Source organism: Paraburkholderia sp. BL18I3N2, assembly GCF_003001875.1.
GTDB lineage: Bacteria > Pseudomonadota > Gammaproteobacteria > Burkholderiales > Burkholderiaceae > Paraburkholderia > Paraburkholderia phytofirmans.
This window is the reverse complement of the sequence record NZ_PVNC01000005.1, coordinates 213,002-239,820: the sequence shown is the minus strand read 5'-3', so window position 1 is coordinate 239,820 and position 26,819 is coordinate 213,002. Positions and strand designations below refer to the sequence as shown.

Here is a 26,819-nt window from a genome sequence, read left to right as displayed (position 1 = left end):
GTCATTCTTCCTTCATATACTTCGAGAGCCACAAACTCTGTCCGACGATAAACACCACCAGGCAACCGGTGGCGCCGAACAGCTTGAAATTGACCCACTGGTCGGTCGTGTAGTTGTACGCGACGAACAGATTCACTAGCCCGAGCAGCACGAAAAAGATCGCCCAGATCACATTCAGCTTGCCCCAGATCGCGTGCGGCAGCGAGATCTGCTTGCCCATCATCGCTTCGATCAGGTTTTTGTTGAAAGCCAGTTGCGAGACGATCAGCGCCACTGAAAACGCCCAGTACAGCACGGTCGGTTTCCATTTGATGAACGTGTCGTTGTGCAGCACGAGCGTCGCGCCGCCGAACACGGTGACGACGCCGAGGCTCACCCACAGCATCGGATCGACCTTGCGGTGGCGGAAGGCCACCCACGCGATCTGCACCAGCGTGGCGACGATCGCCACTGCCGTCGCCGTGAAAATGCCCCAAATCTTGAAGGCGACGAAGAACAGGATGATCGGGAACAGATCGAACAGGAATTTCATTATCTGGTCGGGAGTGGGAGAAAAAGTCGGAGAAAGAGTCGGAGAATAGGGGCGCGGTGCGAAGCAGGTGAAACGGTTCGCAAGCTGGATGAAGGGTGTCGCGGCCGGCGCGCGCCTGAATGGACGCAGACGCCGGCCGGCAACGCGCCGGACTCCGCGCTGCGTTACTTGGGCTCGAATTGTAACGCAGCTGAATTGATGCAGTACCGCAGGCCGGTCGGTGCGGGTCCGTCTTCGAATACGTGACCCAGATGCGCGCCGCAGTTCTTGCATTCCACCTCGATGCGCAGCATGCCGTGCGAGCGGTCGGTTTTCTCCTTGATTACTTCGCCGTCGATCGGCTTGAAGTAGCTCGGCCAGCCGCAACCGGCGTCGAACTTGGTGTCCGATTCGAACAGCGGCGTGCCGCAACAGACGCAGTCATAGATGCCGCGATCCCAGTGGTCGTGGTAGCGGCCCGTGAACGGGCGCTCGGTGGCGGCGTGGCGCGTCACCTGATACTCGATGTCGGAGAGCTGCTTGCGCCACTCGGCGTCGTCTTTCTGCACGGCGGGGGCGTCGGTCTTGAGTTCGTCGGGTTTGTTCATGGTCGGTTCCTGTCTCGGGCTTGTTTTGGGGGCGGCTAGACGGTCAGGCGGGTTCGGCTCACGTACATCACTACGCGCAATCAGAGGTCACTCAGCGCGTCACGACGAGCAGCTCACTTCCAGCGAACTCGCCCAGTCCGGCGGCAGCCCGGCATACGCTTCGTGCTCGGGCTGTTCGTCGAATGGACAGCGCAGGATGGCGGCCAGTCGTTCCACCTCGGAAAAATCCTTCTCTTTCGCGCGGCGGATCGCCGTTTCCGCCAGATGATTGCGAAGTACGAATTTGGGGTTCACACGCTTCATTGCAATGGCGCGCGCGGCGTCGTCGCGTGTTTCTTCGGACAGACGCGCGCGGTAGTCGTTCGCCCAGGCGTCGAAGGCGGCGCGGTCGAGAAACAGATCGCGCACTGACGTGTCGCCGCTTGCGTCGTGCTTCGACACGCGCGCCAGATTGCGGAAGGTCAGCGTGAAATCCGCACGATTGGCGTGCATCACTTCGAACAGGCGATTGACCAGACCGTCATCGCCCTCGCGTTCAATTTCGAGGCCGAGCTTGGCGCGCATGCGCCGTTCCAGCGCCGGCGCAAAGCGATCCTTGAAACCGCCGAGCACACGTTGCGCGTCTTCGATCGCCTTGTCGCCGCGCACGCTTTCCTCGTGCTTTTCGCCCAGCAGCGGCAATAACCCTTGCGCGAGACAGAAGAGGTTCCAGTAGGCGATCTGCGGCTGCATCTTGTACGCGTACCGGCCTTGCGAATCGGAGTGATTGCAGATGTAGCCGGCGTCGAAGCCGTCCATGAAACCGAACGGACCGTAGTCGATGGTGAGGCCGAGGATCGACATGTTGTCGGTGTTCATCACGCCGTGGCAGAAGCCGACCGCCTGCCAGTCGACCATCAGATCAGCGGTCGAGATGACCGCTTCATTGAGCAGCGCGAGATACGGATCGTCGGCTTCGCGGCAATGCGGATAGAAACGCTCGATCACATGATCGGCGAGCGCGCGCAGCGCGTCGGTGCGATCGTTGGAATAGAAATGCTCGAAGTGGCCGAAGCGCACGAAGCTCGGCGCCACGCGCGTGACCACGGCGGCCGTTTCGACGGTCTCGCGCCGCACCGGCTGATCGGAGCCGATCACGCACAGCGCGCGCGTGGTCGGAATGCCGAGGTGATGCATCGCCTCCGAACACAGATACTCGCGGATCGACGAACGCAACACCGCGCGGCCATCGCCCATGCGCGAATAGGGCGTGCGCCCCGCGCCTTTGAGCTGCAGCTCGAAGCGCTGGCCGTTATGTTCGACTTCGCCGAGACCGAGCGCGCGGCCGTCGCCGAGCTGACCGGCCCACACGCCGAACTGGTGCCCGGAATAGACCGACGCATAAGGCAGCGCCTCGGCCGGCCACTCGCGCGTGAGGTTGCCGGAGAACAGTTCGGCAAAGCCTGGATCATTCTCGAGGCCCGGCTCTAAACCGAGCAGCGCGGCGGTTTCGGCGGAGAACCCGACGAGGTACGGCGCATTGAGCGGCGCCGCCGGCAGACGCGTCAGAAACACGCTGCCGAGCCGTGCGAACGCGCTCTCGTGCAAGGTGGTGAGCGCATCGGAAAGGGCCGACAAAGGCCCGGATAACCCTGCAATGCTTGGGGAAAACGACATGTTGAGCGCCTCTTGATTAACCGATATTGTAAGTCCGCGCCCGCGGAGCTGCTGGCCGGCCGTACCTCTGTCCCGTACCGATCCTGTTCAGATCGCTTGCCGGCCTTGCGCTTTTCGCCGAAGGCGCGACGAGGCGCGCCCCCCGAGCTGCAAACCAATTGAAACGATCGAGCCGAGGAGACCACTCTTTATGACGACGCCGCTGCTTGGCCAGATGATGGACGTGCACCTCACCGTGCCTTCGTTGCTCACACACGCCGCGCGGCATTTCGGCAGCACCGAAATCGTGTCGCGGCGTATCGAAGGCGACCTACATCGCTATACCTATCGTGATTGCGAGAAGCGCGTGAAGCAGCTCGCGCAAGCGCTGATCGCGCTCGGCGTCGAACCCGGCGAACGGGTCGCGACGCTTGCGTGGAACGGCTACCGTCATCTGGAAGCGTATTACGGCACGACCGGTTTCGGCGCCGTGTGCCATACGATCAATCCGCGCCTCTTTCCCGATCAGATCGCTTACATCGTCAATCACGCCGACGACGCCTACGTGCTGTTCGACACCACGTTCGCGCCGCTCGTCGACGTCCTCGCGCCGCAATGCCCGAAGGTGCGCGGCTGGATCGCGCTAGCCGACGAAGCGCATCTGCCCGCGATGCAGACGCCCGCGCTGAGCTACGAAACACTCGTCACCGCGCAGGACGGAAATTACGCATGGCCGCCGCTCGACGAACGGCAAGCCTCGTACCTGTGCTACACATCCGGCACGACCGGCAATCCGAAGGGCGCACTGTATTCGCATCGTTCGACGGTGCTGCATGCGTTCGGCGCCTCGTTGCCCGACGCCATGAGTCTCTCCGCGCGCGACTGCGTGCTGCCCGTCGTGCCGATGTTTCATGTGAACGCATGGGGCATTCCGCACGCCGCGCCGCTGACCGGCGCGAAGCTCGTGTTCCCCGGCAAGGACCTCGACGGCAAGTCGCTGTACGAATTGATGGAGAGCGAACGCGTCACGTATTCGGCCGGCGTGCCGACAGTATGGCTTGGACTGCTCAATTATCTGCGCGAGGCGAAAGTGCGGTTTTCGTCGCTCAATCGCACGGTGATCGGCGGCTCGGCCTGTCCGCCGGCCATGCTGCGCACCTTCGAAGACGACTACGGCGTGCAGGTGATCCATGCGTGGGGCATGACCGAAATGTCGCCGCTCGGTACGCTGTCCAAACTGACGTGGGAACAAAGCCAGCGTCCGCTCGAAGAACAGCGCGCGTTGCTCGAAAAGCAGGGGCACGTGCTGTATGGCGTTGACATGAAAATCGTCGGCGAGGATGGCCGCGAACTGCCTTGGGACGGCGTGGCGTTCGGCGATCTGCATGTGCGCGGACCGTGGGTGATCGACCGCTATTTCCGCAAGGACGATTCACCGCTCGTGGACGGCTGGTTTCCCACCGGCGACGTCGCCACCATCGACCGCGACAGTTTTCTGCATATCACCGACCGCTCGAAAGACGTGATCAAGTCCGGCGGCGAATGGATCAGTTCGATCGATGTCGAAAACGTGGCGATCGCGCATCCGGCGGTGGCCGAAGCGGCGTGCATCGCGTGCGCGCACCCGAAGTGGACCGAGCGGCCGCTGCTGGTGGTCGTCAAACGCCCCGGTTTCGAGGTCACGCGCGAGGAACTGCTCGCTTTCTACGACGGCAAGGTCGCCAAATGGTGGATTCCCGACGATGTCGCGTTTGTCGACGAATTGCCGCACACGGCGACCGGCAAGCTGCAGAAACTCAAGCTGCGCGACATTTTCCGCAACCACGTGCTGCCTTCCGCGCTTGAAGACGAAAAGGACTGTCCGCTGACGCCGCTTGCCAGGGGAAACCCCGCCTAAAAATAAAAAAACGAGAATTGAACGAGCGTGCTTTTTTGTGTATTCTGCCTGCTGACCCCGGGAAAGACAGACAATCGGTCGGATCGTTGATCCGACTCGATGAACCGGATGGGCGGCATCTGTTGCCGCCCTCACGCATGGATCGCATGGAGGCAGGACGATGGCAGTGGACTACACAACTCATGACGGCGTGGCCGTCATCACGCTGAACAATCCTCCCGTGAATGGCCTCGGCCTGTCGACGCGAGCGGGTATCGTCGAAGGGATCGAGCGCGCGCAGAACGATCCGGCCATCAAGGCCATCGTGCTGACCGGCGCAGGCAAGGCCTTCTCGGGCGGCGCCGATATCACTGAATTCAACACGCCGAAAGCGAGCCAGGAGCCGACGCTCGCCACCGTCATCAAGACCGTGGAAGGCAGCGCGAAGCCGGTAGTCGCTGCGATTCACAGCGTCGCGATGGGCGGCGGTCTGGAGTTGGCGCTCGGCGCGCATTACCGCATTGCCGCGCCCGGCGCGCAGATCGCCCTGCCGGAAGTGAAGCTCGGCATTCTGCCGGGCGCGGGCGGCACGCAGCGTCTGCCGCGCGCCATCGGTCTCGAAGCCGCGCTCAACATGATCGTCTCCGGTGCGCCCGTCATGTCGGAGAAGCTCGCCGATTCCGGCCTGTTCGACGAACTCGCACAGGGCGATCTTGCCGAAGCAGCGTTGGCGTTTGCCCGCAAGGTCGGCGCGAAGGAAGGCCCGCATCCAAAGGTGCGCGACCGCAAGATCGAGCATCCGAACGCCGCCGGCTTCATCCAGTTCGCACGGAACACCGTTGCCACGATGGCGAAGAATTTCCCCGCGCCGCTGAAATGTATCGACGCGGTGGAAGCGGGCGTGCAGAAGGGTTTCGACAAGGGCCTCGCCTTCGAACGCGAATGCTTCATGGCGCTCGTGCAGACGCCGGAAAGCCACGCGCTGCGTCACGCGTTCTTCGGCGAACGTGCGGCGAGCAAGATTCCCGATGTGCCGTCGGACACGCCGGTGCGCGACATCGGCCAGGTGGCCGTGATCGGCGCGGGCACGATGGGCGGCGGAATCGCGATGAATTTCATCAACGCCGGCATTCCGGTCACGCTGCTGGAAACGAAACAGGAAGCGCTCGACCGCGGCCTCGCCACGATTCGCAAGAACTACGAAGCGACCGTCAAGAAGGGCAAGCTCAAACCTGAAGCGCTCGAACAGCGCATGGCGCTGATCACGCCCACGCTTTCCTACGACGACCTGAAAAACGCCGACCTGATCGTCGAAGCGGTGTTCGAAGAACTTGGCGTGAAAGAGCAGGTGTTCAAACGTCTGGACGAAGTGGCGAAGCAGGGCGCGATCCTCGCCTCGAACACGTCGACGCTCGACGTCGACAAGATCGCCGCTTTCACGAAGCGTCCGCAGGACGTGGTCGGCATGCACTTCTTCAGCCCGGCCAATGTGATGAAGCTGCTCGAAGTGGTGCGCGGCAAGGAGACGGCGAAAGACGTGCTCGCCACCGTGATGAAACTGGCGAAGAAGATCAAAAAGACCGCCGTGGTCTCGGGCGTGTGCGATGGCTTTATCGGTAACCGGATGATCGAACAGTACATCCGCCAGGCGCTTTTCATGCTCGAAGAAGGCGCGCTGCCCGCGCAGGTCGACAAAGCGATCGAGAAGTTCGGCTTCGCGATGGGTCCGTTCCGCATGAGCGACCTGGCCGGCAATGACATCGGCTGGGCGATCCGCAAGCGCCGTTATCTGGAACATCCCGACATGCATTACTCGAAGATCGCTGATCGTCTCTGCGAGACGGGGCGCTTCGGCCAGAAGACCGGCGGCGGCTGGTACGACTACAAGGCGGGCGACCGTACCGCGTATCCGTCGAAAGTGGTCGACGACATGATCGTCGCGTTCTCGAAGGAAACCGACGCCGAGCGCCGCAAGATCAGCGACGAGGAAATCGTCGAGCGGCTCGTGTTCGCGCTCGTGAACGAAGGCGCGAAGATTCTCGAAGAAGGCATTGCGTCGAAGGCGTCGGACATCGACATGGTCTATCTGACCGGCTACGGCTTCCCGCTGTATCGCGGCGGCCCGATGCTGTACGCGGACACGGTCGGCCTCTACAACGTCGAGCGCGCGATTCGCCGCTATGCGGCGCAGCCGAACGGCGATGCGTGGCAACTGGCGCCGAGCATCGCGGAACTGGCGGCGAACAGCCGCGGGTTCAACGGCTGAACTACAGCGCGAGTGAATTGACTGAGGTGGCGCTGTGCGGCGAATCGCCCGCGCGCCATCATCGACATCTGGAAGTAGGAGAGCATGCATGACTGACGCCGTAATCGTATCCACCGCCCGTACGGGTCTCGCCAAATCATGGCGCGGCGGTTTCAACATGACGCACGGCGCGACGCTCGGCGGCCACGTGACGCAGGCCGCCGTCGAGCGCGCGAAGCTCGACCCGGCGCGTGTCGAAGACGTGATCATGGGCTGCGCCAATCCGGAAGGCGCGACGGGCATGAACATCGCGCGGCAGATCGCGCTGCGCGCCGGTTTGCCGGTCAGCGTGCCGGGCATGACGGTGAACCGTTTCTGTTCATCGGGATTGCAAACTATCGCGCTCGCCGCGCAACGCGTGATCGCCGGTGAAGGCGACGTGTTCGTGGCCGGTGGCGTGGAATCCATCTCGTGCGTGCAGAACGAGATGAACCACCACATGCTGACTGAAGGCTGGCTCAGCCAGAACAAGCCGGAAATCTACTGGTCGATGCTGCAGACCGCGGAGAACGTCGCGAAACGCTATTCGATCTCGAAGGAGCGCCAGGACGAATACGGCGCGCGTTCGCAGCAGCGCGCCGCGGCCGCGCTCGAAGCCGGCAAGTTCAAGGACGAGATCGTCCCGTTGACGGCGCTCGCCGGCGTTGCCGACAAAGCGAGCGGGCGTCTCTTCACGAAGGAAGTGACCGTTAGCGGCGACGAAGGCATTCGCGCCGACACCACGCTCGAAGGCGTGTCGAAGATTCGCACCGCGCTGCCGGGCGGTGTCATCACCGCGGGCAATGCGAGCCAGTTTTCGGATGGCGCGTCGGCTTGCGTGGTGATGAACGCGAAGGTGGCGGAGCGCGAAGGGCTGCAGCCGCTCGGCATTTTCCGCGGCTTCGCGGTGGCGGGTTGCGAGCCGGACGAGATGGGCATCGGCCCGGTGTTCGCGGTGCCTAAGCTGCTCAAGCAGGCGGGTCTGAAGGTCGAAGACATCGACCTGTGGGAACTGAACGAAGCGTTCGCCGTGCAAGTGCTGTATTGCGCCGACAAGCTCGGCATTCCGCAAGACCGTCTGAACGTGAACGGCGGGGCGATCGCGGTCGGCCATCCGTATGGCGTGTCGGGCGCGCGGCTGACCGGCCATGCGCTGATCGAAGGCAAGCGGCGCGGCGCGAAGCTGGTTGTCGTGACCATGTGCATCGGCGGCGGGCAGGGCGCGGCGGGTTTGTTCGAAGTGGTGTGATCCGTCTCGAACGGTAGTGAGCGGCGGGTGCCATGTGGTTCTGCGCGTGAGAGCGCGCGAATCATGCGGCACCCGTTTTCTATTCGCGCGTAGTGCAGGCTGATCCGACGACCCGCTTCAAGGCAAAGCCATGCCTGACGACGGCAGGCTCAAGCTGCCCTGATCGACGAATCGCGTCGTGCCCGTCAGTCCACCGGCGAGCTTGCCGCGCAGAATGTACGGAATCTGTCCCGACTGGGTAGCGCCCGCGAAGGCGAAGGCCTGGCGAACCGCGGCGAAAGCGGGCACGGTCAATGGCACATTGACGACCGTTTCGCCGTAGCGCGGCACGGTGCCGACCTGATCGCTCACACCGCTCGCGAACGGCTTGCCGTTCAGTTCGAGATCGAGCGACACGCCGTTGAAGCTGACCGCGGAATCGTTGGGATTCTGCACGCGCAGTTTCACGTTGAAGCGCATCTCGAGGCCCTGACTGTCTGCCGGTTCGATGCCCGCCACGTTCACTCGCACTGGATCGCCGCCGAACAGGCCGGCGCAACCGTCGAGCGTCAGCGCGACGATGGCGAGGAACGTAGCCAGACGAACGGAACGGCCGGACAGCAGCGCGCGGAAGAAGGACATGACCTGCACCTCGCAAGAAGCGGCTTGGGTCATGCATTGTACCGGGCCGTGTCCTTCGCCAAGCGGCGTTTCAGACCGCGCGCCGCAGCCGCGTTTTGACGAGACTCGCCAGTTGCTGCAGCGCTTCACGGATCGGACCGTGCCCGTCCTTCCGCACGCGCCACGGTTGCAGGACGAACGCAGCCGCATTCGCCTGCGCGGCGCTGATCGACACGACGCCGCGCTGCGGCGTCACGAAACATTCGCCTTCGTGCAACGTGATCGACGTCACCGGCACGGCGTCGCCCAGCCACGCGAGCGAGTGATCGCGGAACTCGAGTTGCAGATCGCCTTCCACAGCCACGATCGAGGTCCGGGCGCGCAAGTCGTGCACAGCCATCTGACCGGCGGTGAGGCGGGCGGTAGTGCCGCGTGCCGAACCAATGCGGGATTGACAGGCTGACATGGCCGTTTCCTTTAAAGCGTTTCCATGCCATACAGCTTATTGAGTCCGTTCACGTGGCAACAGCCGCAGCCACCGACAATGTGAACCGGTACAGCAACGCTTTTCAATGCGCTGTATCGGTCGGAATCGAACGAATGTGTATCTGTCGCGTCGTGCGAACTGTCCGCACCATCGGTTCATGACTCAATCCATCCTGACCCGGCAGGCAGCGCCTGCGGACCGGCTGCCGGATAGCCAGCCTCTGTATCGGCAATTGGCTGATCAATACCGACGCGCGATCGGCAGCGGCGTGCTGCGTCCGGGCGACCGCATGCCGTCGATGCGCGCCTTCATGCAGCGCCACGGCGTCAGTCTCGCCACGGCTACGGAGAGCTACCGCGTGCTGGAACGCGACGCGCTGATCGATGCCCGGCCGCGCGCCGGTTACTTCGTGCGCGTGCCACCCACCGCGGCGTTGCCGGCCGCGTCCGAGCCCGACTTGGCGACGCTGCCGGGCGCCGCGCAGTTCGTCGGTATTCACTCGGTGATTTCCTCGATCGTGTCGACGTTCCAGCGCTATCCGGACGCGCTGAATCTCGGCGGCGCGACGGCATCACCCGATCTGTATCCCACGGACGCGTTGCAGAAAGCCGCGCTGCGCGCGCTGCGCAAGCGGCCCACCTTGCTGACCGCCGCTGGCCACGACCAGGGCGATCCGGCCTTGCGCGCGATCATTGCGCGCCGCGCGCTCGACGCCGGCATCCAGATCGGGGCCGACGAAATCATCATGACCCACGGCGGCATCGAAGCCGTGAACCTCGCGTTGCGAGCGGTGACGCAACCGGGCGACACCGTCGCGGTCGAATCGCCGTGTTTTTTCGGGCTGCTGCAGGCGCTCGAAAGCCTCGGCTTGCGCGCGCTCGAAATTCCGGCCAGTCCGACCACCGGCCTCGCCATCGAAGCGCTGGCGTTCGCGCTGCACACGCATCCCGACATCAAGGCCGTGGTCGTGGTGCCGAACCTGCAGAATCCGCTCGGCAGCGTGATGCCCGACACACACAAGGCGCGGCTCGTCGAACTGTGCGCGCAAGCCGGCGTTCCGCTGATCGAAGACGATCCGTACCGCGAACTGGCCGACACCGCGCAGCCGCCCAGATCGCTGAAGGCGTGGGACACCGACGGCACCGTGATTCACTGCACGTCGTTCAACAAGGTGTTGGCGCCCGGCATGCGGGTCGGCTGGATCAACGGCGGCCGCTGGCATCCGCGCATCGGCATGCTGAAGTTCGCGCAGTCGCGGCACAACGAACAACTGTCGCAAGTCGTGCTCGCCGAATTTCTGGAAACGAACGCCTATGAACGGCATTTGCGGCGTTTGCGCGACCGCTTGCGGCTTCAGCGCGAACGGATGGCTGCGGCGATCGCCACCTCGTTTCCCGACGGCACGCGTTTCACGCCGCCGCGCGGCGGGATGTTTTTCTGGATTGAATTGCCGCGTGACATGTCGTCCACGGTGTTCTTCAAGACCGCACTGGACGAGGGCATTCGCGTGATGCCGGGAACGGTGTTTTCGAATGGCGGGCGCTTCGATCATTTCATCAGGCTCAGTTCGCCGAGCACGGATCTCGATCTCGCCGACGAAGCCGTGCGCAGGTTAGGGCGGCTGGCCGCACGAATGGCGGCTCACTCGAATTGATGCGGTGCAGCGCCAATCTATAAGTGCTTGAAGAGGGACGTTACTTTGATCATCATTGATGGATCGTCTGCCGGCGCAGCGGCTCGTAGCAAGGAGCGGTGAAAGACTGGCAAGGCACGCTGAATGGCATCTTCCTATCATTAGCAATCCGGTCATGTGCTGATTGCTGACCGGCTGCTTCTGGCAGATCGTTCTTGAAGGCAATGCCGATCTGCCTCGCGTTACCACTCGAAGATCACCACGGAGACGATATGCCATTCATTTGTGAAAATGTCGAGTGCCGAGCTGTACTTGCCCGCAAACAGGTCAAACCGAACCGGGACCACAATTCGTTTTACTTCTATTGCCCCGACTGCAACACGCGAAACGAGCTGATCGATGTCGGCGCTGCCGGCGGTCCTCTGGAACTGATTCAACCCGTGCGGCAAGGACTCCCGCACAAGGTGGTTGCCACAGCGCGGCCTCTCGAGGACGGAAGATACGCGGCGCAGTTGAGTATTCAGAAAGCGCTTGGCATCAAGGGACCGTTTGCCGCGGAAGAGCGTTGGGACCAGCTTGGCGTTTTCCCCGATCCACAAGACGCCGTCAGCTATGCGAAGACCACCGCAGCGGATTGGCTGGGCGCTGACTTTAGCCATTAACAAATGCCGAACGGATCGGCGTCGCGCTCGCGCGCCGATCCTGAAAGTTGGTGTGTGAAAGTAGTCTCGTAGGCTTCTTCTAATTCGCCGCCTACGCAGCCTGAACCCGATTGGAGTTTGTGGCCGTCCCGAATCGGACCGCACTAGCCCAGCCGGTCGTTTCGACTCGACAGACGCGATCGATTCGCAGAGCGCAACGCTCGCGACCGAGCCTTCATCCGCATCGCCGGCGGCCCATTTCTTCCGGCCCGAACCTCCCGATAAAACTCCACCAAACGCGTAAGTTTGATAGGCTTCCTGTTTGCCTTGGCCGATGGGCAAGCTCGAACAGAATGCCAAAGCCTCCCCACGCGCCCCGCAGCAATTTCACGAACGTACCGACCAGACAATCCGCATACAGCCATGACCGATTCGCCCTCATCTAACGCGAGTACTGCGTCCATGCCCGAGAGCCCGTTCGTCGACCGGCTCGGCGCACAGCTTCTGTCGGCCGCGGACGGCGTCAGCGAAGTCGTGCTGCCGCTGCGGCACGATCATATGAACACGTGGGACGTCGCCCACGGCGGCGTCACGATGACGCTCGCCGACATCGCGCTTGCGATGGCCGCGCGCAGTCTGGCCGGCGACGGCGTCGGCGTCGTCACGGTCGAGATGAAGGTCAACTTCATGCAGCCGGGCCGCGGCGAATTGCGCGCGAGCGCTCGCGTGCTGCATCGCTCCACCACCATGGCCTATTGCGAAGGCGAGATCCGCGACAGCGAAGGTCATTTCGTCGCCAAGGCGCTCGGCACCTTCAAGTACATGCGGCGTCTCGCCGTAGGGCGCGACATTACGCAACAGCGCTTGCGCAGCGACCCATCGGCGAAACCCGGTCCTAGCGACGGCTGAGCGCAAGCTTGCGAACCGCGTGCGCATCTGAACGAGACGCGCGCGCCGTTTCTCCCTTTGCAAACTCCGTTCAAATCATTCGCCGATTCATTCGCCAATTCATACGCCGATTCATCGGCAACTCATGGAGACGATCGTCATGCCCCAGATCAACCGTCAACTCGTGCTGGCGTCGCGCCCGCAAGGCGCCGTGACGCCCGATAATTTCCGTCTCGTCGAAACACCGCTCGCTCCGCTGGCCGACGGTGAATTGCGCGTGCGCAATCACTACCTGTCGCTCGACCCGTACATGCGCGGCCGCATGAACGACAGCAAGTCCTACGCGGCGCCGCAACCGCTGAACGAAGTGATGATCGGCGGCACGGTCGGCGAAGTGGTGGAGTCGAAGAATCCGAAGTTCGCAGTCGGCGACAAGGTCGTCGCGATGTTCGGCTGGCAGGAATACGGCACCTCGAACGGGACCGGCGTGCAGAAAGTCGACGACACGCATGTGCCCTTGTCGGCCTATCTCGGCCCGGTGGGCATGCCGGGTGTCACCGCGTGGTACGGGCTGAACCGCATCATCGCGCCGAAAGCGGGTGAGACCGTGGTAGTCAGCGCGGCGAGCGGCGCGGTGGGCAGCGTGGTCGGCCAACTGGCGAAGCTGGCCGGCGCGCGCGCGGTCGGCATCGCCGGCGGCGCGGACAAGTGCCGCTATGTAACGGACACGCTCGGCTTCGACGCCTGCGTCGACTACAAGGCCGGCAATCTCTATCAGGACCTCAAGGCCGTGACGCCGAACGGCGTGGATGGCTACTTCGAGAACGTCGGCGGCGCAGTGCTCGACGCGACGCTCGCGCGCATGAATGCGTTCGGCCGGATCGCGCTGTGCGGGTTTATCGCGGGCTACGATGGCGAGCCGATGCCGCTCAAGCATCCGTCGCTGATCCTCACGCAGCGTCTGCTCGTGCAGGGCTTTATCGTCAGCGAGCACATGGACGTGTGGCCGGAGGCGCTCAAGCAACTCGGCACGCTGGTCGCGCAAAAGAAGCTGGCGTATCGCGAAACCATCGCGCAAGGACTCGAAGCCGCGCCCGAGGCGTTCATCGGTCTGCTCAAAGGCAAGAACTTCGGCAAGCAACTCGTCAAGCTGATCTGATCGCGCCGGCGTTCAAGCGAATCACACAACACGCCGGGCAAACCAGGAGAGTCAAACGATGTTCGAATTCGCAGGCAAGGTGGCGGTGATCACCGGTGCGGCGAGCGGTTTCGGCCGTGCGTTCGCGCAGAAGGGCGCGTCGCTCGGCATGAAGCTCGTGCTCGCCGACGTCAATCCCGACGCGCTCGCGCAAACCGTCGAGGCCCTGCGTGCCGAGGGCGCAGAGGCGATCGGCGTGCCGACGGACGTCGCCAGCGCGGCGCAGGTCGAAGCGCTCGCGCAAGCGGCGCTCGACGCCTATGGCCGCGTGCACCTGCTGTTCAACAATGCGGGCGTGGGCTCGGGCGGCTTCCTGTGGGAAAGCTCGGCGAACGACTGGTCCTGGCTGTTCGGCGTGAACGTGATGGGCGTCGCGCACGGTGTGCGGGTCTTCACGCCGATCATGCTGGCGCAAAACGAGCCGGCGCATATCGTCAACACGGCGTCCGTCGCGGGGCTGCTGTCGCCGCCCGCGATGGGCATCTACAACGCGTCCAAGCACGCCGTGGTGTCGCTCACCGAAACGCTGTATCACGACCTGCAGTTGGCGCAAGCCGGCCAGGCGGAAGCGGGCGGCCTGGTCGGCTGTTCGCTGCTGTGCCCGGCGTTCGTGCCGACCGGCATCGCCGATGCGGAACGCGCGCGCCCCGCGGACCTGCGCAACGACCGCGGACCGACGCGCTCGCAGATCGCCGCGGGCAAGCAACTGCAGCGCGCCGTGCAATCGGGCAAGCTGAATGCCGGCGATGTCGCTGACATCACCTTCGAAGCGATCGCCGCGCGGCGTTTCTATATCGTCACGCATCCGGGCATCATGGCGACGGTGAAGCTGCGTCACGAGGACATCGAGCAGTTGCGCAATCCTACCGATCCCATGTCGCTCAAGCCGGAAGTGAAGAACGCCGGTTAGGCGCGAGTTTTATCGCATCGCCGGCGCGCTATCGCGCCGGTTTCTTTTTGAACCTTCGGCGCTCATGCGCCATCAGACGCACCATGCCGCTGAATCCGAAGATCGAGCAGGTGCTCGACATGATCGCGCGGGCCAAACGCCCGAAGCTTCACGAAATGACCGCGCAAGACGCGCGGGCTTCATACGAAAAAAGCGCGCCGATTCTGGAGATCGCGAGCGCGCCGATGTTCGCGCTCGAAGATCTGCGCATCCCGACACGCGACGGCGCGACGATTCGCGTGCGTCTTTATCAACCGGTCGAGCCGAGCTGGGCCGAGCCCGCGCCGGCGCTGGTGTACTACCACGGCGGAGGCTTCACGGTGGGCAGCGTCGACACGCACGATGCGCTGTGCCGGATGTTCGCGCGCGACGGCCGGTGCACGGTGCTGTCGGTGGATTACCGGCTCGCGCCGGAGCACAAATTTCCCACCGCCGTCGACGACGCGTTCGACGCCTTGACCTGGTTGCATACGCACGCCGCGGAATTCGGCGTGGATACGGGCCGGCTAGCGGTGGGCGGCGATAGCGCGGGCGGCACATTGGCCACGGTCTGCGCCGTCTTCGCAAGAGATGCCGGCATCGAGCTCGCCTTGCAATTGCTGGTCTATCCGGGCACGACCGGCTACCAGCAAACCGATTCGCACTCGCGTCTCGCCGACGGTTTTCTGTTGTCCGGCGACACGATCCAATGGTTCTTCGAGCAATACGTGCGCGATACGGGCGACCGCGACGACTGGCGTTTCGCGCCGCTCGACGGCCAGCGCGGCGCGCCCGATTTCAGCGGCGTTGCGCCGGCGTGGATCGCTACCGCCGAATACGATCCGTTGAGCGACGAAGGCGATGCCTATGCGGAGAAATTGCGTGCCGCGGGTAATGCGGCCACGCTCAGGCGCTATCCGGGCATGATCCACGAGTTCTTCAAGATGGGTGGTTATGTACCGGAGGTCGCAGAGGCGCACGCGGATGCCGCCGCGGCATTGCGCGCGGCGTTCGGCGTGGATTGAGCGTGGTTTGTCAGGCGGTTAGAGGCGCAGCGTTGGTGGTCAGCGCCGATGTCGAGCAGTGAGCGGCGAACCGCCGCCAGGCCGCCCACCGATCGTCACGCCATCTCGCGCTCGATATTGAAAGCGAAGCTGCGCTCGAAGTCGCCGGGCCGCACGATGCGGTGCGAGCCGTTGTCGTCGCTACGCTCGGCGACGGCCACGCTGATCACTTCGCCATGCGCGGCCACGCGCAACGCGGTCGTGCCGCGCGTGCCGTACTCAGGCGTTTCGATAAACGCCGCCGACAACGCCCGTTCCCGTTCGAGCGGAATGCCGGTGGAGGGCAACTCGTCGTCGCGCGCGAGGCGCGGATCGCGCATCAGATCGATCAGGCGTTCGAGCGGCGGCATCGCATCGCGCGCGAGCAGCGTGCCCAGTTCGGCGCGCTTTTTCACCAGCTTCGGCCACGCGGTATCGAGCACCGCATTCGAGATACCATGCGTGCCTGGTGCGAGCAGCGCGGGGGCGAGGTCGCCCCGGTTGCAGTACCAGGCGAGTTCGCGGCGCGTCCAGTCGCCCACCAGCAGATTGAACCCGTTGTAGATGTCGCCGGTTTGCGCGACGTGTTGCAGGTACGCGAGCGGGGTCTCGTGCGGATTTCCCGTCGCATCGCGCGCGGCGGCGCTCAGCCAGTCGCTGACGAGCGTGCCGCGGGTCGGCGCGTCGGCGCGCATTTCATGCGGCGCACGGTAGTTGGTCAGCGCGGCGAAACGGCCGTCGCGCGACATGCCGAGCCACGTGCCGCCGCCCTGCAGATCGCGGCCGGCCAGCACGCCCGGCGCGTCCTGCCACCAGCTGATCGGCTCGGCGGTGCGGCGAAAGAATTCGTCGCGGTTCGCGGCGAGCGTGAAAAGCGGGCCGTCGACCGCATCGGGTCGCCAGTCGAAGACGATCAGGCACATCGGGGGGCATCTCCCGGTGGGGCGTTGCAGATCAAGAGGCCAGTAAAAAGCGGCGCCTGATTGCGCCGCTTCGTACCGCGAGAGAAATTTAAACTTCGGTCGGCAGCCCGTAGGGCAGCGGCAGAAACCGCAGCGCCGGGCCGTCCGCCGCGCCCAGATGCACCGAACCGTTTTCCAGCGCCGCGAGCTTGATCTCGACCAGCACATCGACGCCGCCGTCCGGCGCCGACGCCGCATTCACGACCATGCCGCACGGCTGGCCCGGATCGTCCGAATGAAACAGTTCCGCGCCGGCGTGCACCGTGTCGAGTTCGCCTGGCACGTTGGCGAGCGAGGTACGCCGCTTGATCGTGCCGCGATACTGGCTGCGCGCCACTACTTCCTGGCCGGGATAGCAGCCTTTGCGGAAATTCACCGCGCCGAGCACGTCGAAATTGACCATTTGCGGCACGAATTGCTCGACCACCGGCTGGGTGATGCGCGGCTCGCCTGCGCGAATGTCGAGCCAGTCCCACACGGCCGGTGAGACGCGTTTGAGTTTTTCGTCGAGCAAGGGCAGCAGCGACTCGACCTGTGCCTTCGGGCCGATCCACAGAAAACGCAGGTGCCCGAGCGCGTCCGGCACGCGAATCAGCGAGCCCGCCGCGCCGTCCACTTTCACGTGCACGCCGTCCGGCAGCGCGTCGAACACGCCCGAGAGTGCCTTGCGCACGTCGCCGGCGAGACCGATCACGGCCAGTTCGCCGCTCGCATCGACAAGCCCGGCCTTGGCGCGCAGCACGAACATGGAGAGCCGCTTCTGCACGGCAGCCTGCACGTCTTTCGATGCCAGCAGGCGGATCGTGTCGCCGCTGCGCCACGTCAGGAACGATGCGAGCAGACGCCCCTTGGCCGAGCAGTAGCCGGCGAGGCGCGCGTTGGCGGCGTCGAGGTGCTGGGTGTCGTTGGTCAACTGCCCGTGCAGGAAGCTCGCTGCGTCGTCGCCGGCGGCGTCGATCACGCCGAACTGCGTGAGCGGCATATACGCGCCGTGGTGAATGACGGCGTCGAATTCATCGGCGGAAGGGCGCGGCAGCGTGGGCAGAACGGCGGGCGTGGCGGCAGCGGCCGTGACGGCGTTGCCTGAGGGTGTGCCTGAAGCGGTAGCGAGCGGTGTGTTCATGGATTCCGAGAACAGTCAATTCTGACTTTAGCTAAGGCAAACAAGTATTATATGCAGTCCAACCCTGCCACGTTTCGCATGACCCTTTTCAAGAAATGTTTCGTCGCCGGCGCAATTGTCGTTGTGCTGGCCGCAGCCGCCATTGCCGGTGGGTATCACTGGGCCAACAGCCCGCTCGATCTGAACCCTGCGCAACTCGATGTCACCGTCAAGCCGCACAGCAGCTTGCGTAGCGTCACGCTGCAGCTCAATCGCGGCGGCGTGCCGGTCGAGCCCGAACTGTTCGTCATCATGACGCGGCTGCTGGGGCTGCAAAGCGAGCTGAAATCGGGCAACTACGAATTCAAGACGGGCGTGACGCCGTACGAGGTGCTGCAGAAAATCGCTCGCGGCGACGTCAACGAATACGTGGCGACCATCATCGAAGGCTGGACCTTCAAGCGCATGCGCGCCGAGCTGGACGCCAATCCGGCGCTCAAGCACGACACGATCGGCATGAGCGATACGGATTTGATGAACGCAATCAATGCGCCGGAGGCGTCGATCGGCAACGGTGAAGGGCTGTTTTTTCCGGATACGTATCTGTTCGACAAGAACACCAGCGATCTCGACGTGTACCGCCGCGCTTACCGCCTGATGCGCCTGCGTCTGGACGAAGCGTGGACCGCGCGCGCGCCGAACCTGCCGTACAAGACGCCGTACGACGCGCTGACCATGGCGTCGATCATCGAAAAGGAAACGGGCAAGAAATCCGACCGGCCGATGGTCGCGGCGGTGTTCGCGAACCGTCTGCGCGTGGGCATGCCGCTGCAAACCGACCCGACCGTGATCTACGGCATGGGCGACAGCTATGCCGGCCATATCAGGAAAAAAGACCTGCAGACCGACACTCCCTACAATACCTACACCCGGATGGGCCTGCCGCCAACGCCCATCTCGCTGCCCGGCGTGGCGTCGCTGCAAGCGGCGCTGAATCCGGCGCAAACCACCGCGCTGTACTTCGTGTCGCGCGGCGACGGCAGCAGTATCTTTTCCGACACCCTCGGCGATCACAACAAGGCCGTGGACAAATACATTCGAGGGCAATGATGGCGCGGGGCAAATTCATTACGTTTGAGGGCATCGACGGGGCGGGCAAGACCACCCATCTCAGCTGGTTTCGGGAGCGCCTCGAACAGAAAGTCGCGAGCACCGGCCGCTCGGTCGTGATGACGCGCGAACCGGGCGGCACGCCGCTCGGCGAGCAGATCCGCGAGATCGTGCTGCATCAGAAAATGGACCTCGAAACCGAGGCGCTGCTGATGTTCGCGCTACGCCGCCAGCACCTGGCGGAAGTGATCGAGCCGGCGCTCGCACGGGGCGACTGGGTGCTGTCGGACCGTTTCACCGACGCGACCTTTGCCTATCAGGGCGGCGGGCGCGGCCTGCCGCGCGACAAGCTGGAAACGCTGGAGCGTTGGGTGCAGGGCGGTTTTCAGCCGGACCTGACGGTGCTGTTCGACCTCGCGCCCGAGATTGCCAACGAACGGCGTAGCGCGGCGCGCGATCCGGATCGCTTCGAGAGCGAGTCGGTGGCGTTTTTCAAGCGCACGCGCGCCGAATATCTGCGCCGCGCCGAAGAAGCGCCATACCGGTTCGCTATCATTGACTCCGCGCAGAGCATTGTGCAGATTCAGAGAAAACTTGAGGAATTGATCGCAGTGCTTTGAATTTAAAAGAATATAACCTTGTCTTATAACGCAGTGCAGAGTTCGTGTGCCGCCTCATAAAACTCCTGCAATAGATTGATTTAAAAGAGAAACGATGATTTATCCGTGGCAAGCCGATGACTGGAACCGCCTGCAGCAGCTGCGCGGCCACTGGCCGCACGCCCTGTTGCTGCATGGACAGGCCGGCATCGGCAAGCTGCGCTTCGCGCAGCATCTCGCGCAAGGCCTGCTGTGCGAGGCGCAGCAGCCCAACGGCGAGCCGTGCGGCGCGTGCGTGGCCTGCAACTGGTTCGCGCAGGGCAATCATCCCGACTACCGGATCGTCGTGCCCGAGGCGCTGGCCGCCGAAGCCGGCCTGAACAATGCCGCAGACGAAAAAGCCGACAAGGCCGACGCCGACGAAGGCAAGAAAACCCGCGCGCCCAGCAAGGAAATCAAGATCGAGCAGATTCGCGGCTTGCTCGACTTCGTCGGCGTGGGTTCGCACCGCGGCGGCGCGCGCGTGGTCGTGCTGTATCCGGCGGAAGGGCTGAACATCGCCGCGGCCAATGCGCTCCTGAAGACGCTCGAAGAACCGCCGGCGGGCGTCGTGTTCCTGATGGTGTCGGCGCGCATCGACCGCCTGCTGCCCACCATCATCAGCCGCTGCCGCCAATGGCCGATGACCATGCCCGCGCCCGACGTGGCGACGAAATGGCTCGCCGCGCAAGGCGTGGCCGAAGCGCCCGCGCTGCTCGCCGAAGCCGGCGGTGCGCCGCTCACCGCACTCGCGCTCGCCAGCGACGAGAACCGCGCGTTACGCGACTGGACGCTCAAGCAACTCGCCGCGGGCCCCGATTGCGATGCTTTCGCCTGCGGCGAGGCCCTGCAGAAGCTGCCTGTGCCGCTGGTGCTGGGCTGGCTGCAACGCTGGATGTACGATTTGCTGGCGCAGCGCACGGCAGGCGCGCCGCGGTATTTTCCGCAGGCGTCGGCGGCATTGACGCGCTGCGCGTCGCAGGCCGATGCCAGCGCGTTCGCGCGCTTTATGCGGATCGTGACGCGCCAGCGCGCCGTCGAGAACCACCCGCTGAATGCGCGGCTGGTGTTCGAGGAACTGTTTATCGGCTACCGCGAGTTGTTCGCCTAAGGCTTGTCCGCGAGACACGCCGGCAGCGGCGGCGCGCTTTGCGGCGCTTTACCACACGAGGCGGCTTGCGCCCGTCCATCTTCCTGTATTTGCCTTCCCTCTAACGTTCAACGCACCATGAGCCTTTCCTACCGCGATGCCACGCTCGACGATCTGCCCGCAATCGTCGCCATCTACAACTCGACTGTGCCGTCGCGGCAGGTCACGGCCGATCTTGAACCGGTCAGTGTCGAAAGCCGGGTGGGCTGGTTTCATGCACATGGTCCGCAAAAGCGGCCGCTGTGGGTGGTGGAAGACGCGGACCAGCCCGGCCGCGTGATCGCGTGGCTGAGCTTTTCGGATTTCTACGGCCGTCCCGCGTATCAGCGCACCGCGGAAGTCAGCATCTATCTCGACGAAAGCGCGCGCGGCCGCGGCCTTGGCAAGCAATTGCTCGCGGCTTCGCTGGCAGCGGCGCCGGCGCTCGGCATCGACTCCGTGCTCGGCTTCATCTTCGGCCACAATGAGGCGAGCTTGCGCCTGTTCCGCAGCTTCGGTTTCGACACGTGGGGCTCGTTGCCGCGCGTGGCCGTGCTGGACGGCGTGGAGCGCGATCTGGTGATTCTCGGCAAACGCCTGGACTCCGCCGCAGCCGCCGCCTGATTCACTTCGAGCACTTCCTAAGCAGGACATCACCATGTTTGTCGACTCGCACTGCCACATCAACTTCGAAGGACTCGCCGACCGCCTGCCGCAGGTGCTCGAGAATATGCGCAGCCATTCGGTCACGCACGCGCTGTGCGTGTCCGTCGATCTGGAAACACTGCCGTCGGTGCTGGATATCGCCAACCGGTACGAGAACGTGTACGCGTCGGTCGGCGTGCATCCGGATCACGAAGACATGCGCGAGCCGAGCGTCGCCGAACTGGTCGAACTGGCCGCGCATCCGAAGGTGGTCGCGATCGGCGAGACGGGGCTCGACTACTACCGCCTGGAAGGCCGCACGATCGCCGACATGGAATGGCAGCGCGAGCGTTTTCGCACGCATATTCGCGCGGCGCATGCGACGGCCAAGCCGCTGATCATCCATACGCGCTCGTCGTCGGAAGACACGCTGCGCATCATGGCCGAGGAGCGCGCGAGCGAGCCCGGCGGCGTGATGCATTGCTTCACGGAGCCGTGGGCCGTCGCCGAACAGGCGCTGGCGCAGAATTTTCATATCTCGCTGTCGGGCATCGTCACGTTCAAGAGCGCGACCGACGTGCAGGACGTCGCGCGCCGCGTGCCGCTCGAGCGTTTGCTGATCGAAACCGACTCGCCGTACCTCGCGCCGGTACCGTATCGCGGCAAGCCGAATGAACCTGCGTACGTGAGTTATGTCGGACGGTTCATCGCGCAGCAACGCGAGATACCGGAAACGGCGCTGGCCGCCGCGACCACGCAGAACTTCTTCCGGCTTTTCAAGATCCCCGCGCCGGCTGGCGCGTGAGACGTAAAGTCGATAATTATCAAAAGGATAGGGACGTTTCCTAAAGTTAAATATGAGTGAAATTTCGATGTCGTTTGCTGGGGATCAAGACACTTCGGCGGCGCGTGGCGCGCTGGCTTCGGCACGGCGTGGCGCCTCGCGCGTCGCGTTCGCGGCCGCGCTGGCTTGTGCCGCGCTAAGTTCGTTGATGGTGTCGCCGGCTCAGGCTGCGCCGATCGATTCGCTGATCAAGTCGGTCAAATTCGACGACGTCGACGGTGTCAACAAGCTGCTCGCCAAGGGCATGGACCCGAATAGCGTGGACAACCAGGGCATTCCGCTGCTCGTGCTGGCCGCGCGCGAGAAATCGGACAAGGTTGGCGCCGCGCTGGTCGCCAATCCGAAGACCAACATCGAGATTCAGGACAAAGCCGGCGAGAATGCGATGATGATGGCCGCGCTGAACGGCGACCTCGACTTCGTCAACCTGCTGATCGCGAAAGACGCCGAGGTCAACAAGAAGGGCTGGGCGCCGCTGCACTACGCGGCCGCGAACGGGCATGACGATATCGTCAAGGTGCTGCTCGACCATTCGGCCTACGTCGACGCCGGCTCGCCGAACGGCACCACGCCGCTGATGATGGCCGCGCGCGGCGGCCACGTATCGACGGTGAAGCTGCTGCTCGACAACGGCGCGGATCTGACGGTGAAGAACCAGATCGGCATGACGGCGCTCGATTTTGCCAAAACCTACAAGGAGCCGGACGTGGTCGAAGGGCTGACCGCGCGCCTGCAACAGATGCAACAGAAGTGATGCGCGTGGCGGCGTGAGTTGGCGGTTTGAAGGGCAGCGGGCGTGCCGGCTGGTTCAGCCGGCGGCGGACTCGCATGTCTGCCCGCAAGCTCTCGGGCCCGGATCAGCCCCGTCTGTCGGCGCCTCGGGCGTCGCCACAGACTAGCCGCTCGCCGAGCGCATGTCCCCGCCCGCCAAGCACTACCGTACTTCCGCCAAAGCGCAGAAATACCGGCGCAACGGCCGCCGCCCGGCATCGCAGTAAAAAGTGCCTGAAGATAGCGGGGCCGCGCACGCTTGAGCTTCGCAAAACAGTGCAGAATGACGACTTTGGCGCGCCGCCTGGGCGTGCCGTTCGGATGCGGCGAAAGACCGCCTGATAAACGACCCTGGAAAGGAACACCATGCTGCGGGCTTTGATTTTCGCCAGCGCGCTTGCCGTACCGCTATCGGCAGCCGCGTTTACGGGAGGCGACCTCAACAAGCTGTGCACCAAGACGGACGTGGCGTCGCGTAGCGCGTGCGCCGCTTATATCGAAGGCGCCGCTGACGGCATCTTCAATACCATCGACGCGATCGGCGGCACGACCGGTCCGCGCGTCGGCCAGTACTTTTGCTTGCCGCAGGACGCGCGCTCGGCGCAATTGACCGACGCGGTGCGCAAGTATATTGCCGAAAATCCGAACGTCGCGGGCTACAACGCCAGCACGGCGATCTCGCTGGGACTCGGCAAGGCGTTTCCCTGCAAGAGCGGTAGTTGAATTTGAATTGAATCACGGCTGATGCCTCGCGCGCCCCAAGGCGGGCGCGTCTGGCATTTCAGCCTGCGGCTGTGTTTCGCGTTTCAGCGACCGGAACCCCGCTCGGGTCTGCTCCGAAGTCCCGCCTGAAAACCGGTTTAACCAAGGCCGTCCGTTTGCAGAAGCGGCTGGCCCTGGTACCTTTCCAGGATTGCGCTGACGAACGATCTAAGATGTCTGTAGGCGGTTTGCGACGGCGCGCAGTCGTGCCGCTCACACCCGCGGCTACAACGGTGGATGCTTCGTCAGCTCCGCCGTCCGGCGCGCCGCGCGTCACGCAACACCGCAGCCCCGTTCGAGGCTCGCCGGTTCCGCTTCCGTTCAGCGCGGGTTCTACCCCCACCCAAGCCAGGAGGAAAAGCCCCTTCATGCCAACTCTCGACGACCTCAGCCGCATGGCCGAAGCGCCACTGCATACGTGGCCCGGCGCGTTGATCGTCTCGGTCATCGCGATGGTGCTGGCCGTGGGTATCCATCAGATCGGCGCGCGCATCGTGACGCGGCTCGCGCGCCCGTATCCGCTGACGAGCGTCGTGTTGCGCTATATCGACAAGCCGTCATTGTTCGTGCTCGTGATCCTCGCGCTGGAGGCGGTCTGGTGGGAAGCGCCCGACACGCTGACCTTCATCACGCCGCTGCGCGACGCTGTGGCGATCATGCTGATCGGCGGAATCACGTGGCTGTCGGTGCGCTCGGCGGCGGCGATCGGCGAGGCCATCATTCAGGCCCATCCGCTCGATACCGCCGACAACCTGCAGGCGCGCCGCATTCATACGCAGGCGCGCGTGCTGGCCCGTTCGGTGATGTTCGTGATCGTGATCGTCGGGGTGGGCGGGGCGTTGATGACGTTTCCGAGCGTCCGGCAGATCGGCGCGAGCCTGCTGGCGTCGGCGGGCGTGGCGGGGTTGGTCGCGGGTATCGCGGCGCGGCCGGTGCTCGGCAATCTGATCGCCGGCTTGCAGATCGCGCTGTCGCAGCCGATCCGTCTCGACGACGTCGTCGTGATCCAGGGCGAGTGGGGGCGTATCGAGGAAATCACCGGCACGTATGTGTCGGTGCGTCTGTGGGATCAGCGGCGGCTGATCGTGCCGCTGCAATGGTTCATCGAAAACCCGTTTTCCAACTGGACCCGCAGCAGTTCGCAGATCATCGGCACGGTGTTTCTTTACGTCGATTACCGCATGCCGCTCGCGCCGTTGCGCGAGGAACTCGCGCGCATCGTCGAGGACGCGCCCGAGTGGGACCGGCGCGTGCAGGTGCTGCAGGTCACGGACGGCACTGAGCGCTCCATGCAATTGCGCGCGCTCGTCAGTTCGCTCGACTCCGGCCTGAACTGGGATTTGCGTTGCCGGGTGCGCGAAGGTCTGCTCGACTTCATTCAGCAGCACTATCCGCAGTACTTGCCGCGGGCGCGTGCGGAAGTGTCGGCGGAGCTGGAAACGGGTAAGGGCGAACCACTCGACTGGGTGCCGCGCAGCACGCAGACGCCGGCCGGCAGTACCGCCGCGCACACCGAGGCCGATCCGGTGGCGGCACGCGCCGGACGGCAGTCGGCGGTGGGCGTGCCGGGGCAGGCGAAAGAAAAAGTTTGACGGCTGGAGGCGGCATACTTCGAGGTCCCGGCGCCGATAAATGCAACTGATCGGGCACCAAAACGGTCGAACCGTCCACTCACTCACGAATCCGGCGCGGCATCGCGTGCTTCATGTGCTTTGGGTTCTCGCCGCGCAACCAGGCGCGAGACACTTCGAACATCTGCGAAAGCACCGGGCGCGCCGCGCGAACCAAGGAGGACATGCAATATGGGCCGACTGATCGTCGTGTCGAATCGCGTCGCAACGCCGACGGAAACCAAGGGCTCGGCCGGCGGCCTCGCGGTCGGCGTATTCGGCGCGCTGAAGGATGCCGGAGGCGTGTGGTTCGGCTGGAGCGGCGACGTGGTCAGCGAGACCGTCGCCAACGCCGGGCCGACGCTGGAGCAGGACGGTGCGGTGACCTTCGCGACCGTCGGTCTGACGCGCAAGGATTACGACCAGTACTATCGCGGCTTTTCGAACGCGACGCTGTGGCCGGTGTTCCACTACCGCAACGACCTCGCACGCTACGAGCGAGAGGAATACGCGGGTTACCGGCGCGTCAACGCATGGCTCGCGCACAAGCTGATCAAGCTGCTCGAACCCGACGACGTGATCTGGATTCACGACTACCATCTGATCCCGTTCGCCGAAGCGCTGCGCAACGAGGGCATCACGAACCGCATCGGTTTCTTCCTGCACATTCCGTTTCCGGCGCCGCAGATCCTGCTCAACATTCCGCCGCACGAAGAGCTGGTGAAGTCGCTGTCGTGCTACGACCTGCTGGGCTTCCAGACCGCCACCGACGAACTCGCCTTCAAGGACTACGTTACGCGCCACGCGCGCGGCACGGTGAGCGCGGACGGCGTGGTCGAAGCATTCGGCCGCAAGCTGCGCACGGGCGTCTACCGGATCGGCGTGTTCCCCGACGAAATCGCCGAGCAGGCAAAGCGTTACGAGAGCCGTCAGCACGTGCTCGATCTCAAGCAGAGCCTGGAAGGGCGCAAGCTGATCATGAGCGTCGACCGGCTCGATTACTCGAAGGGTCTCGTCGAACGGTTCAGGGCATTCGAACATCTGCTGGAGCGCTCGCCGGAATGGCGCGGCAATGTCACGCTGGTGCAGATCGCGCCGCCGACCCGCTCGGACGTCGCCACCTATCAGAAGATTCGCCAGGATCTGGAGTACGAAGCAGGGCGCATCAACGGCCGCTACTCGGGGCTCGACTACACGCCGATCCGCTATCTGAACCAGCAGTACGACCGCTGGAAGCTGATGTCGCTGTTCCGTGAATCGCAGATCGGTTTCGTCACGCCGCTGCACGACGGCATGAATCTGGTCGCGAAGGAATACGTCGCCGCGCAGAATCCCGAGGACCCCGGCGTGCTGGTGCTGTCGATTTTCGCGGGCGCGGCGGCGGAGCTGACCGGCGCGCTGCTGGTCAATCCGCACGATGCGATCGGCATGTGCGAAGCGTTGCAGCGCGCGTTGCAAATGCCGCTCGACGCGCGTCAGCGGCGTCACGAGATCAACATGGCGGCGCTGCGCGAGAACGATCTTGGTGTCTGGCGCGATAGCTTCCTGCGCGATCTGCGCAGCGTGCCGGCGCAGAAGCCGGCCAAGGGTGGCGGGCATAAGTGATGGGGCGTGTCGACCAGTGCTTGTCCAGTTTCGGGCGCGCCGGCGTGAGCGCGTGTCCAG

At 64.1% G+C, this 26,819-nt stretch carries 25 protein-coding genes; 18 read left to right on the top strand and 7 right to left on the bottom strand.

Annotated features, from left to right (window positions below):
* Nucleotide 1 precedes the first annotated feature (1 nt).
* The 3 genes from B0G75_RS16575 to B0G75_RS16565 all read right to left on the bottom strand — a co-directional run bounded on the left by B0G75_RS16575 (nt 2) and on the right by B0G75_RS16565 (nt 2,775).
* Entirely contained in the window at nt 2–532 is a 531-nt protein-coding gene (locus B0G75_RS16575; RefSeq protein ID WP_106307431.1) for a septation protein A, read from the bottom strand.
* 164 nt (nt 533–696) lie between these two features.
* On the bottom strand, nt 697–1,119 hold the full coding sequence (gene msrB / locus B0G75_RS16570; protein WP_012432931.1) for a peptide-methionine (R)-S-oxide reductase MsrB: 423 nt from the start codon (nt 1,117–1,119) through the stop codon (nt 697–699).
* A 99-nt stretch (nt 1,120–1,218) separates the two neighbouring features.
* Entirely contained in the window at nt 1,219–2,775 is a 1,557-nt protein-coding gene (locus tag B0G75_RS16565) for a YdiU family protein (RefSeq protein WP_106307428.1), read from the bottom strand.
* Nucleotides 2,776–2,965: 190 nt separating this feature from the next.
* On the opposite strand from B0G75_RS16565, the gene B0G75_RS16560 reads away from it, so the two are divergent.
* The 3 genes from B0G75_RS16560 (at nt 2,966) to B0G75_RS16550 (ending at nt 8,163) form a co-directional block, all read left to right on the top strand.
* Nucleotides 2,966–4,651: a 3-(methylthio)propionyl-CoA ligase gene (locus tag B0G75_RS16560; protein ID WP_106307425.1), complete on the top strand. Its 1,686-nt coding sequence runs from the start codon at nt 2,966–2,968 to the stop codon at nt 4,649–4,651.
* 160 nt (nt 4,652–4,811) lie between these two features.
* A complete protein-coding gene (locus B0G75_RS16555; RefSeq protein ID WP_106307422.1) occupies nt 4,812–6,896 on the top strand; it encodes a 3-hydroxyacyl-CoA dehydrogenase NAD-binding domain-containing protein in 2,085 nt (694 codons plus the stop codon).
* An 88-nt stretch (nt 6,897–6,984) separates the two neighbouring features.
* Complete coding sequence (locus tag B0G75_RS16550; protein WP_106307419.1) at nt 6,985–8,163, top strand: acetyl-CoA C-acyltransferase; 1,179 nt, start codon at nt 6,985–6,987, stop codon at nt 8,161–8,163.
* A gap of 117 nt (nt 8,164–8,280) precedes the next feature.
* Here the strand turns inward: B0G75_RS16550 and B0G75_RS16545 are convergent, their stop codons facing one another.
* Nucleotides 8,281–8,784: an LEA type 2 family protein gene (locus B0G75_RS16545; RefSeq protein WP_106307416.1), complete on the bottom strand. Its 504-nt coding sequence runs from the start codon at nt 8,782–8,784 to the stop codon at nt 8,281–8,283.
* A gap of 70 nt (nt 8,785–8,854) precedes the next feature.
* Nucleotides 8,855–9,229: a hypothetical protein gene (locus tag B0G75_RS16540; protein WP_106307413.1), complete on the bottom strand. Its 375-nt coding sequence runs from the start codon at nt 9,227–9,229 to the stop codon at nt 8,855–8,857.
* Between the two features lie 178 nt (nt 9,230–9,407).
* Between B0G75_RS16540 and B0G75_RS16535 the strand changes: the two genes are divergently transcribed.
* From B0G75_RS16535 to B0G75_RS16510, 6 genes are all read left to right on the top strand, one after another.
* Entirely contained in the window at nt 9,408–10,904 is a 1,497-nt protein-coding gene (locus B0G75_RS16535; RefSeq protein ID WP_106308034.1) for a PLP-dependent aminotransferase family protein, read from the top strand.
* Between the two features lie 251 nt (nt 10,905–11,155).
* Complete coding sequence (locus B0G75_RS41370) at nt 11,156–11,545, top strand: hypothetical protein (protein WP_012432939.1); 390 nt, start codon at nt 11,156–11,158, stop codon at nt 11,543–11,545.
* A gap of 402 nt (nt 11,546–11,947) precedes the next feature.
* Nucleotides 11,948–12,433, top strand: coding sequence for a PaaI family thioesterase (locus B0G75_RS16525; protein WP_106307410.1), 486 nt, complete (start codon nt 11,948–11,950; stop codon nt 12,431–12,433).
* A gap of 139 nt (nt 12,434–12,572) precedes the next feature.
* Nucleotides 12,573–13,571 (top strand): NADP-dependent oxidoreductase, encoded by a 999-nt coding sequence (locus B0G75_RS16520; RefSeq protein ID WP_106307408.1) that lies wholly within the window; start codon nt 12,573–12,575, stop codon nt 13,569–13,571.
* Nucleotides 13,572–13,629: 58 nt separating this feature from the next.
* Nucleotides 13,630–14,520 carry an SDR family oxidoreductase gene (locus tag B0G75_RS16515; RefSeq protein WP_106307406.1) on the top strand — a complete coding sequence of 297 codons (891 nt, stop codon included), beginning with the start codon at nt 13,630–13,632 and terminating at the stop codon, nt 14,518–14,520.
* Between the two features lie 83 nt (nt 14,521–14,603).
* Nucleotides 14,604–15,563 carry an alpha/beta hydrolase gene (locus B0G75_RS16510; RefSeq protein WP_106307403.1) on the top strand — a complete coding sequence of 320 codons (960 nt, stop codon included), beginning with the start codon at nt 14,604–14,606 and terminating at the stop codon, nt 15,561–15,563.
* Between the two features lie 95 nt (nt 15,564–15,658).
* On the opposite strand, the gene B0G75_RS16505 is transcribed toward B0G75_RS16510, so the two are convergent.
* Together B0G75_RS16505 and B0G75_RS16500 are read right to left on the bottom strand one after the other, a co-directional pair.
* Nucleotides 15,659–16,504 carry an NRDE family protein gene (locus tag B0G75_RS16505; RefSeq protein ID WP_106307400.1) on the bottom strand — a complete coding sequence of 282 codons (846 nt, stop codon included), beginning with the start codon at nt 16,502–16,504 and terminating at the stop codon, nt 15,659–15,661.
* A gap of 88 nt (nt 16,505–16,592) precedes the next feature.
* Nucleotides 16,593–17,666 (bottom strand): folate-binding protein YgfZ, encoded by a 1,074-nt coding sequence (locus B0G75_RS16500; RefSeq protein WP_106307397.1) that lies wholly within the window; start codon nt 17,664–17,666, stop codon nt 16,593–16,595.
* A gap of 78 nt (nt 17,667–17,744) precedes the next feature.
* Between B0G75_RS16500 and mltG the strand changes: the two genes are divergently transcribed.
* The 9 genes from mltG to otsA all read left to right on the top strand — a co-directional run bounded on the left by mltG (nt 17,745) and on the right by otsA (nt 26,759).
* Nucleotides 17,745–18,755 (top strand): endolytic transglycosylase MltG, encoded by a 1,011-nt coding sequence (gene mltG, locus B0G75_RS16495; RefSeq protein ID WP_106308032.1) that lies wholly within the window; start codon nt 17,745–17,747, stop codon nt 18,753–18,755.
* The gene (gene tmk / locus B0G75_RS16490; protein ID WP_106307394.1) at nt 18,755–19,375 is read left to right on the top strand and encodes a dTMP kinase; all 621 of its coding nucleotides are present in this window, start codon (nt 18,755–18,757) and stop codon (nt 19,373–19,375) included. The genes mltG and tmk overlap by 1 nt, the downstream gene beginning before the upstream one ends.
* Nucleotides 19,376–19,469: 94 nt before the next feature.
* The gene (locus tag B0G75_RS16485) at nt 19,470–20,504 is read left to right on the top strand and encodes a DNA polymerase III subunit delta' (RefSeq protein ID WP_106307391.1); all 1,035 of its coding nucleotides are present in this window, start codon (nt 19,470–19,472) and stop codon (nt 20,502–20,504) included.
* A 117-nt stretch (nt 20,505–20,621) separates the two neighbouring features.
* Nucleotides 20,622–21,146 (top strand): GNAT family N-acetyltransferase, encoded by a 525-nt coding sequence (locus tag B0G75_RS16480; protein ID WP_106307388.1) that lies wholly within the window; start codon nt 20,622–20,624, stop codon nt 21,144–21,146.
* Nucleotides 21,147–21,180: 34 nt separating this feature from the next.
* A complete protein-coding gene (locus tag B0G75_RS16475) occupies nt 21,181–21,972 on the top strand; it encodes a TatD family hydrolase (RefSeq protein ID WP_106307386.1) in 792 nt (263 codons plus the stop codon).
* A gap of 52 nt (nt 21,973–22,024) precedes the next feature.
* Nucleotides 22,025–22,765 (top strand): ankyrin repeat domain-containing protein, encoded by a 741-nt coding sequence (locus B0G75_RS16470; RefSeq protein WP_106307383.1) that lies wholly within the window; start codon nt 22,025–22,027, stop codon nt 22,763–22,765.
* Nucleotides 22,766–23,148: 383 nt separating this feature from the next.
* Nucleotides 23,149–23,505 (top strand): Rap1a/Tai family immunity protein, encoded by a 357-nt coding sequence (locus B0G75_RS16465; RefSeq protein ID WP_012432952.1) that lies wholly within the window; start codon nt 23,149–23,151, stop codon nt 23,503–23,505.
* Between the two features lie 407 nt (nt 23,506–23,912).
* Entirely contained in the window at nt 23,913–25,136 is a 1,224-nt protein-coding gene (locus tag B0G75_RS16460; protein WP_106307380.1) for a mechanosensitive ion channel family protein, read from the top strand.
* Between the two features lie 210 nt (nt 25,137–25,346).
* Complete coding sequence (otsA, locus tag B0G75_RS16455; protein WP_106307377.1) at nt 25,347–26,759, top strand: alpha,alpha-trehalose-phosphate synthase (UDP-forming); 1,413 nt, start codon at nt 25,347–25,349, stop codon at nt 26,757–26,759.
* Nucleotides 26,760–26,819: the final 60 nt, after the last annotated feature.

Excerpts from the sequence above, each read along its gene's own strand:
- B0G75_RS16575 (WP_106307431.1), bottom strand. The coding sequence starts at position 532 with ATGAAATTCCTGTTCGATCTGTTCCCGATCATCCTGTTCTTCGTCGCC.
- msrB (WP_012432931.1), bottom strand. The coding sequence starts at position 1,119 with ATGAACAAACCCGACGAACTCAAGACCGACGCCCCCGCCGTGCAGAAA.
- B0G75_RS16565 (WP_106307428.1), bottom strand. The coding sequence starts at position 2,775 with ATGTCGTTTTCCCCAAGCATTGCAGGGTTATCCGGGCCTTTGTCGGCC.
- B0G75_RS16560 (WP_106307425.1), top strand. The coding sequence starts at position 2,966 with ATGACGACGCCGCTGCTTGGCCAGATGATGGACGTGCACCTCACCGTG.
- B0G75_RS16555 (WP_106307422.1), top strand. The coding sequence starts at position 4,812 with ATGGCAGTGGACTACACAACTCATGACGGCGTGGCCGTCATCACGCTG.
- B0G75_RS16550 (WP_106307419.1), top strand. The coding sequence starts at position 6,985 with ATGACTGACGCCGTAATCGTATCCACCGCCCGTACGGGTCTCGCCAAA.
- B0G75_RS16545 (WP_106307416.1), bottom strand. The coding sequence starts at position 8,784 with ATGTCCTTCTTCCGCGCGCTGCTGTCCGGCCGTTCCGTTCGTCTGGCT.
- B0G75_RS16540 (WP_106307413.1), bottom strand. The coding sequence starts at position 9,229 with ATGTCAGCCTGTCAATCCCGCATTGGTTCGGCACGCGGCACTACCGCC.
- B0G75_RS16535 (WP_106308034.1), top strand. The coding sequence starts at position 9,408 with ATGACTCAATCCATCCTGACCCGGCAGGCAGCGCCTGCGGACCGGCTG.
- B0G75_RS41370 (WP_012432939.1), top strand. The coding sequence starts at position 11,156 with ATGCCATTCATTTGTGAAAATGTCGAGTGCCGAGCTGTACTTGCCCGC.
- B0G75_RS16525 (WP_106307410.1), top strand. The coding sequence starts at position 11,948 with ATGACCGATTCGCCCTCATCTAACGCGAGTACTGCGTCCATGCCCGAG.
- B0G75_RS16520 (WP_106307408.1), top strand. The coding sequence starts at position 12,573 with ATGCCCCAGATCAACCGTCAACTCGTGCTGGCGTCGCGCCCGCAAGGC.
- B0G75_RS16515 (WP_106307406.1), top strand. The coding sequence starts at position 13,630 with ATGTTCGAATTCGCAGGCAAGGTGGCGGTGATCACCGGTGCGGCGAGC.
- B0G75_RS16510 (WP_106307403.1), top strand. The coding sequence starts at position 14,604 with ATGCCGCTGAATCCGAAGATCGAGCAGGTGCTCGACATGATCGCGCGG.
- B0G75_RS16505 (WP_106307400.1), bottom strand. The coding sequence starts at position 16,504 with ATGTGCCTGATCGTCTTCGACTGGCGACCCGATGCGGTCGACGGCCCG.
- B0G75_RS16500 (WP_106307397.1), bottom strand. The coding sequence starts at position 17,666 with ATGAACACACCGCTCGCTACCGCTTCAGGCACACCCTCAGGCAACGCC.
- mltG (WP_106308032.1), top strand. The coding sequence starts at position 17,745 with ATGACCCTTTTCAAGAAATGTTTCGTCGCCGGCGCAATTGTCGTTGTG.
- tmk (WP_106307394.1), top strand. The coding sequence starts at position 18,755 with ATGGCGCGGGGCAAATTCATTACGTTTGAGGGCATCGACGGGGCGGGC.
- B0G75_RS16485 (WP_106307391.1), top strand. The coding sequence starts at position 19,470 with ATGATTTATCCGTGGCAAGCCGATGACTGGAACCGCCTGCAGCAGCTG.
- B0G75_RS16480 (WP_106307388.1), top strand. The coding sequence starts at position 20,622 with ATGAGCCTTTCCTACCGCGATGCCACGCTCGACGATCTGCCCGCAATC.
- B0G75_RS16475 (WP_106307386.1), top strand. The coding sequence starts at position 21,181 with ATGTTTGTCGACTCGCACTGCCACATCAACTTCGAAGGACTCGCCGAC.
- B0G75_RS16470 (WP_106307383.1), top strand. The coding sequence starts at position 22,025 with ATGAGTGAAATTTCGATGTCGTTTGCTGGGGATCAAGACACTTCGGCG.
- B0G75_RS16465 (WP_012432952.1), top strand. The coding sequence starts at position 23,149 with ATGCTGCGGGCTTTGATTTTCGCCAGCGCGCTTGCCGTACCGCTATCG.
- B0G75_RS16460 (WP_106307380.1), top strand. The coding sequence starts at position 23,913 with ATGCCAACTCTCGACGACCTCAGCCGCATGGCCGAAGCGCCACTGCAT.
- otsA (WP_106307377.1), top strand. The coding sequence starts at position 25,347 with ATGGGCCGACTGATCGTCGTGTCGAATCGCGTCGCAACGCCGACGGAA.